The 7,172-nt window shown below is 59.0% G+C and carries 5 protein-coding genes and 1 pseudogene; 3 read left to right on the forward strand and 3 right to left on the reverse strand.

Annotation, left to right across the window (positions count from 1 at the left end):
• Positions 1-55 precede the first annotated feature (55 nt).
• A complete protein-coding gene (locus tag AKV04_RS17475) occupies positions 56-1,276 on the reverse strand; it encodes an acyl-CoA dehydrogenase (RefSeq protein WP_054007695.1) in 1,221 nt (406 codons plus the stop codon).
• 92 nt (positions 1,277-1,368) lie between these two features.
• On the opposite strand from AKV04_RS17475, the gene AKV04_RS17480 reads away from it, so the two are divergent.
• Positions 1,369-2,253, forward strand: a complete 885-nt coding sequence (locus AKV04_RS17480; protein ID WP_235815684.1) for a LysR substrate-binding domain-containing protein — start codon at positions 1,369-1,371, stop codon at positions 2,251-2,253.
• Between the two features lie 203 nt (positions 2,254-2,456).
• Entirely contained in the window at positions 2,457-3,842 is a 1,386-nt protein-coding gene (locus AKV04_RS17485) for an NAD(P)/FAD-dependent oxidoreductase (protein ID WP_054007697.1), read from the forward strand.
• 23 nt (positions 3,843-3,865) lie between these two features.
• On the opposite strand, the gene yghX is transcribed toward AKV04_RS17485, so the two are convergent.
• Positions 3,866-4,753 carry a YghX family hydrolase gene (yghX, locus tag AKV04_RS17490; protein WP_054007715.1) on the reverse strand — a complete coding sequence of 296 codons (888 nt, stop codon included), beginning with the start codon at positions 4,751-4,753 and terminating at the stop codon, positions 3,866-3,868.
• Positions 4,754-5,049: 296 nt separating this feature from the next.
• Between yghX and AKV04_RS17495 the strand changes: the two genes are divergently transcribed.
• On the forward strand, positions 5,050-5,454 hold the full coding sequence (locus AKV04_RS17495; RefSeq protein ID WP_235815687.1) for a thiol-disulfide oxidoreductase DCC family protein: 405 nt from the start codon (positions 5,050-5,052) through the stop codon (positions 5,452-5,454).
• A gap of 711 nt (positions 5,455-6,165) precedes the next feature.
• On the opposite strand, the pseudogene AKV04_RS17500 reads toward AKV04_RS17495, so the two are convergent.
• Positions 6,166-7,172: pseudogene (locus tag AKV04_RS17500) on the reverse strand (IS3 family transposase); the annotation flags it as partial.

The following is a 7,172-nucleotide window of genomic DNA, read 5'->3' on the forward strand; positions in this document are numbered from 1 at the left end:
CTTTTACATTGAAATACGCCGGGAGGGCAAAGCCCCCCCGGCACCGTCCCCGTGCTTAGAAAAACGCCTGCAACCCGGTTACAGCCCGCCCCAAGATCAGCGCATGCACGTCATGTGTGCCTTCATAGGTGTTGACCGTCTCAAGGTTCACCATATGCCGCATGATCTGGTAATCTTCCTGAATGCCGTTGCCGCCATGCATATCGCGCGCCCAACGTGCCGCATCCAAAGCCTTGCCACAGTTGTTGCGCTTGATGATCGAAATCATCTCAGGTGCCGCATTGGCCTCATCCAACAAGCGCCCAACCCGCAAAGACGCCTGCATGCCAAGGCTGATTTCCGTCAGCATATTCGCCAGCTTCAACTGATAAAGCTGCGTCTGCGCCAAAGGCTTGCCGAACTGCTTGCGATCCAGCCCGTACTGACGCGCCGCCCCCATGCAGAACTCGGCAGCCCCCAACACGCCCCAGGAAATCCCGTAACGTGCCCGGTTCAAACAACCAAACGGCCCCTTCAACCCCTCGACATGCGGCAGCAACGCGTCTTCGCCGACCTCCACATCCTTCAAAACGATCTCGCCGGTCACCGAAGCCCGGAGGGAGAGCTTGCCGCCGATCTTCGGTGCCGTGAGACCCTTCGTGCCCTTATCAAGCACAAAGCCCTTAATCTTGCCGCCATGCGCTTCGGATTTCGCCCAAACCACGAACACATCCGCAATCGGCGCATTGGAAATCCACATCTTCGCGCCGTTCAAAACGTAGCCATTGGCGGTTTTCTTCGCCACGGTTTTCATCCCCGCCGGGTCAGAGCCCGCATCCGGTTCGGTCAGACCAAAGCAGCCAATCCATTCGCCCGAGGACAGCTTTGGCAGATATTTCATCCGCTGCGCCTCGGTGCCATAGGCGTAAATCGGGTACATCACCAAGCTCGATTGCACCGACATCATGCTGCGATAACCCGAATCGACCCGCTCAACTTCCCGCGCGATCAGACCGTAGGCGACGTAAGACGCGCCCAAGCCGCCGTATTGCTCCGGCACGGTGACGCCCAAAAGCCCCATCTCACCCATTTCCCGGAAGATCGCTGGATCGGTGGATTCCTCGCGATAGGCCGCGATCACCCGAGGTTGCAGCTTTTCCTGCGCATAGGCCCGCGCGCCGTCGCGCAGCATGCGTTCTTCCTCGGTCAGCTGATCTTCCATGCGGAACGGGTCTTGCCAATCAAACCGCCCTAGATCGGGCGCGTCTTTGGCTTTCAGCTTGGGTCTATCGGTCATGGCGGAATCTCCTATGGTTTTGCCGATTATATTGCACAGCCGAGCCAAAACGCCTAACGAGGTTCTGGCAATAAAACATGAGGAAACCTCATATGCTCTCGCGCCGTTATCTGCCCTCGATGCCCTCGCTGCTGGCGCTGGAAGCCGTCGAACGTCTCGGCTCTGCCTCTGCCGCAGCCGAGGAACTCAACCTGACGCAAAGTGCGATTTCGCGGCAGTTGCAGGTGCTTGAGGGCCAGTTGGGCCTGTCGCTGATCATCCGCGACAAGCACCGGCTGCGTCTGACCCCGGCTGCGCAAGACTACTGCCGCGAGATCCGCCGTGCTCTGCAGGCGCTGAACCAAGCCAGTCTGACTCTACGCGCCAATCCCAATGGCGGCACACTCAACCTCGCGATTTTGCCGGCCTTTGGCATGCATTGGCTGGCCCCCCGGCTTGCCCGTTTCGCCGCCCAACACCCCGAGGTGACAGTCAACCTCTCGACCCGCCTGCAACCTTTTGACTTTGCCATCAGCCATTTCGACGCCGCCATCCACTACGGTCGACAAGATTGGTCGGGCGTCGATTTCCTGCCATTGATGGCGGAAGACTTGCTGGCCGTTGCTTCCCCCGGTTTACTGAAAACCCCGCTCACCCAAGCCAATGACATTCTCTCATACCCCCTGCTGCAACTCGAAAGCCGAACCGGAGATTGGGGCCGCTGGCTTGCGCATCACGGCCACCCCAACCAACGCCCGCCCGCCATGCTGTTCGACCAATTTGCCACCATGACCCAAGGGGCCATCCACGGCCTTGGCGTGGCTTTGCTGCCGCTGTTCCTGATCGAGCGCGAACTCGCCGAGAACCGCCTGACGCCGGTTTTCGGTCCCGCCATCCCGTCGCTTGGCAGCTATTATCTGGTCTGGCCAAAAGACGCCGCGCCGCGTGCGCCGCTCGCATCATTCCGCAACTGGATTGCCGCCGAACGAAACGCCTAGACTTTAGCTCCCTGTATCATCCTTGGCTGAAATATCCTCAGGGGGTGCGGCGCGCCCGGAAAGCCTTCCAGTGGAAGGGTTTCAGCGCCGAACGGACGCGAACGCTTTCGCGCCCCGGATAGGCCGTAGGCCGAGGGAGCGGAAGCCCCCCTTGCTTTTGATCAAACGCCCCGGCACTCTCACGCCAAACAAAGAGGCCAAGCATGCACCCCAACCACATCGGCGACGTGTCCTTCTGGTATGCCGACATCGGCCTGCCGCAAACCCGCCGCCCTGCGCTTGCCGAAAACACCACGGCTGACGTGGCGATCATCGGTGCGGGCTTTACCGGCCTTTGGACCGCCTATTATCTGAAAAAGGCAAATCCGGTGCTGAATGTGCTGGTGATTGAGAAAGAATTCGCAGGTTTTGGTGCATCGGGTCGCAATGGTGGCTGGTGCATGGGCACTTTTGCCTGGAACCACGAGGCCTATGCTAAAGCCACCAGCCGCGACTCCGTGCTGGAAATGGTTCGCGAACTTGAAACCACCGTGCCCGAAATCACCCGTATCTGCGCCGAAGAAGGCATCGACGCCGATATCATCCCTTCCGAAGAATTGATGCTGGCGACCAACCCCGCGCAACTGGCGCGGATGCATGAATCCATCGCCCACCATCAGCTTTGGGGCAATGCCCACCGCGTCCGCGAACTCTCGCCTGTCGAGGTCAAACAACGCATCACAGCGCCGAATGTTCTGGGCGCCATGGTGGTCTCTGGCATGGCCCGCATCCAACCCGCCAAATTGGTGCGCGGTTTGGCCGAGGCGTGCGAGCGGATGGGCGTGCGGATTGCCGAGGCGACCGAGGTTCTCTCCTACGATCAGGGCGAAGTCATCACACCGAAAGCCACCATCAAAGCCTCAATCATCCTGCGCTGCACCGAAGGTTTCACCGCCACTTTGCCGGGCCATAAACGCGAATGGTTGCCGCTGAATTCCGCCCAGATCGCCACCGTGCCATTGCCGCCGGACGTCTGGGAGAAAATCGGCTGGGACGGCCATGAGCTGATCGGCGATATGAACAACGCTTATTGCTACTGCCAGCGCACCCGCGAGGGCCGGATCACCGTCGGCGCGCGTGGGGTGCCGTATAAGTATGCGTCACAAATGGATAAAAATGGCGAACCGGATGCGGAAACCATTCGCCGCCTCACCGAAACCCTGCACACGCATTTCCCCGAAGCCGCCAGCTACCCCATCGACCACGCCTGGTGCGGTGTCATCGCCGTGCCGCGCGATTGGTGCGCCACCGTCGGGCTGGACCGCAAGACCGGCCTCGGCTGGGCCGGCGGCTATGTCGGCACGGGCGTGTCCACCGCCAACCTCGCGGGCCGCACTTTGGCCGATCTCGCCTTAAACCGCGACACCAAAATCGCGAAATTCCCTTGGGTCAACCGCCGCGTGCGGCAATGGGAACCCGAGCCGTTCCGCTGGTTCGGCGTGCATCTGATGTACAAACTCTTGCGCATCGCCGATCAGCGCGAGGCCAAACTCGGCATCCCGCCATCGAAATTCGCAGCCTTTGGCAACTGGCTGACTGGGCGGCACTAGCCCCCAACGCCAGCCAGCCCGATCTACGCCAAACTCCCACGGAAAAACGCTAAGGTCCGATCCCAAGCCATATCCGCCGCCGCCTTGTCATAACGCGGCGTGGAGTCGTTGTGGAAGCCGTGGTTGACGCCCGGATAAATGAACGCCTCATACTTGGTCCCAGCGGCTTTCAACGCCGCCTCATAGGTGGGCCAGCCCTCATTCACCCGGGTATCCAACTCGGCATAATGCAGCAATAACGGGCACTTGATCTTCGCGACATCCTCAGCCTTCGGCTGCATCCCATAGAACGGCACCGCCCCGCCCAATTCGAGATAAGCCACCGCCGCCGCGTTCGACACCCCACCGCCATAGCAGAACCCGGTGATGCCGACCCGGCCGGTGGAGCCTTCATGCGCCATCATCCACTCAATCGCCGCGAAGAAATCGTTCATCAACTTGGTTGGGTCGACCGTCGATTGCAGCGCCTTGCCTTCCTCGTCATTGCCCGGATAGCCGCCGACGCTGGTCAACCCATCCGGGGCCAGCGCCAGAAATCCGGCCTTGGCCAGCCGCCGCGCCACATCTTCAATGTAGGGGTTCAGTCCACGGTTCTCATGCACCACCACCACGCTGGGCAATTTCCCCACCGCAGCCGAGGGCCTCACCAGATAGCCGCGCACATTGCCGTTGCCATTTGGCGACGGGTAAGTGACGTAATCCGCCACAATATTTGGGTCGTTAAAGCTGACCTGCTCGGCCAAAGCGTAATTCGGCGACATGATGCCCAAAAGCGCTGCCGCCGTCAGCCCGCCGACAGTAAACTTGGCCGCCTTATCCAGAAACTCGCGCTTTGAAATCCGGCCATGCGCGTAAAAATCATAAAGCTCCAGCAATTCCGGGTTGAAATCCTTTGCGGTCATTCGGGCCATCGCACGCTCCATGGTTATCAACATGAAAAATCTAGCCCACAGCCTGCACCTGCCCAGTCACGCTTGTGTGATCCGTACAGCTTTGGCGGCATCGCGCCAATTTGCCTTAAATTCTCATCCTCTGCGCTCAAACATCCCGGGGTGAGCCCGCAGGGCGAGGGGCTGGCCCCTCTGCGACATGACAGCCTCTCGCGCCCCGCTGCAAAACCTGAGCCACACTTCTTCCATGCAAACCGCCAACCTGCCAAACCCGCTCAACCACCACGTCGCAGGCAAAAACCTGATCGTGTTTGACGGTGAATGCGTGTTCTGCCCGGCCTTCTTCCGTTTCATGCTGCGCCACGACCGTGTGCAAAAAATTCCACTATGCCACGGCGCAAAGCCCGCTCGGCCAAGCGCTTTACACCGCGCTGAACCTGCCCCTGATCGATTTTGGGACCAACCTCGTGATCACCCACGGCGAGATCAACCAGCGCCTCGATGCCTTCGCCGCGGCAATGGCGGAACTGCCAAGCCCGTGGCGCTGCGCCCGCATCATCCGTTACCTGCCGAAAGCGCTAAAAGACGCGATCTACAAACTGATCGCCCGCAACCGCTACCGCATCTTTGGCCGCTATGATGCGTGCCTGATCCCCGACTGTGTGTTGACACTAGAACCTGCAGAGAAGCGGGAATATCCGGAAATTGATGAGAACAGGTGAAAATCGTGGTAATTACGGGGGCTTAAGAGATAATGAATGGCGGGAAGGGTTGCGCGCGGCAGAGTTGGCAGAAAGGCGGAAAATGGCCGGTGACGGTGCGTACATGGCAGTTTCCCCCATTGACCCGCGGCATATAAGGCACCCTTTAAACGCTAGTAAAATAAAGGTTTTATGTTGGATTCTTGCTCAGTTTAAGCTGCCTTTTGGGGATTTTTGGGTGCCGGTAGATGCAGATGGCGTTGCATGTTCGCCCAACCATTTGCATGTAGGATAAGGCATTGATATTCAAACGGGAAATCTCCGCGTCCGATGGAAGCTCCGCTGGAGCAATATGCAACAGATTATTTGGCGGGAGCGTCGGATCTGCGTCATGCTTGTAGGAAAATCCATCCCTTGGTTTTGGACGAGTGAAATGTGGGTTTGAAACCGAAGCCGCCAATCACGCTGGCCAAAGCATGCCCAAACAGGCTCGCAGTCGCAATGGAGCTCCCAACCCTTTGCGGTCTTTCGCTCCTGCCGAATGCTGCGCGGCAACGGTCCCAAAAGCGTTCCTTCTTTGTTACCGCAGATACAAAAACTTCACGCCAGCATGCTGGGGCGAGGATCAGTATCACGGAACGCTAGAACCGATCACTGTCGCGGAAACTCTCGAGCAGAGATCTGGCCCTCGCTCTGGACCTGTCGCGGTTTCGTTCCGGTCAGGTGCTCATGTTAGGCGGCCTTCCGTTCGAAAGCCACGGGGCTTTTCCAGCCCAACGCTGAGTGTCTGCGGCGTGGATTGTAGAAGCCGTTGATGTATTCAAAGAGGGCGACTTCGACCTCTCTGCGTGTCGGCCAGTTTCTGCGCCAGATCAGTTCTGCCTTGAGGGATTTGAAAAAGCTCTCGACGGCCGAGTTGTCATAGCAATTTCCCTTGCCACTCATTGATGCGATAAAACCATGTTTGCGCAGGATTATCTGGTAGTCATGCGAACAATATTGGCTGCCACTGTCGGTGTGATAGATGCATCCTTTGGGTGGCCGACGCAGGGCGATGGCCATGTTTAGGGCGCGGATCGCCAAGTCCTTCTTCATGCGGTTGCTGATGGCCCACCCGATCACCCGCCGCGAATGCAGCTCCAGAATGACGGACAGATAGACCCAGCCTTCGCGGGTCCAGACATAGGTGATGTCGCCTGCCCACTTCTGGTTGGTTTGTCTCGCAGCAAAGTCTTGCTGCAGGAGATTGGGTGCTATGTTGAACCTGTGATCGCTGTCCGTAGTTGCCTTGAATTTACGGGTTCTGACGACCGAAATGGCGTTCTGCCGCATCAACCGGCCCACCCGGCCCCTCACACGGTTTGCAAGCAAACCGTTGCCGGGCAACGGGTGCCCCACATGCACCCCAAGCTCGTTCAGTTCCTCGGTCATCCTGGGCCTGCCATAGCTGCCCAGACTGGACCGATGCTGGTCCCGGATATGCGCCAACAGCACCATGTCACGCCGCTGTCGGTGCGATACCGGCCGATGTTTCCACGCCCGCAGGCCGCGATCCGTGACCCCCATCACACGGCACGCACGCGCCATCGAAAGGACGCCGCGATAGTCGTCAAGGAACGCAAACTTCACGGCTTTGGGGCCGCGAAGAACTGAGTGGCCTTTTTTAGCAGATCCCTCTCCTCCTTGAGAATCCGGTTCTCACGCCGAAGCCGTTCGTTCTCTCGAAGTAAGTTCTGGTC

This window comes from Cypionkella psychrotolerans (assembly GCF_001294535.1).
Taxonomy (GTDB): domain Bacteria; phylum Pseudomonadota; class Alphaproteobacteria; order Rhodobacterales; family Rhodobacteraceae; genus Cypionkella; species Cypionkella psychrotolerans.

Excerpts from the sequence above, each read along its gene's own strand:
- AKV04_RS17475 (WP_054007695.1), bottom strand. The coding sequence starts at position 1,276 with ATGACCGATAGACCCAAGCTGAAAGCCAAAGACGCGCCCGATCTAGGG.
- yghX (WP_054007715.1), bottom strand. The coding sequence starts at position 4,753 with ATGGCCCGAATGACCGCAAAGGATTTCAACCCGGAATTGCTGGAGCTT.
- AKV04_RS17480 (WP_235815684.1), top strand. The coding sequence starts at position 1,369 with ATGCTCTCGCGCCGTTATCTGCCCTCGATGCCCTCGCTGCTGGCGCTG.
- AKV04_RS17485 (WP_054007697.1), top strand. The coding sequence starts at position 2,457 with ATGCACCCCAACCACATCGGCGACGTGTCCTTCTGGTATGCCGACATC.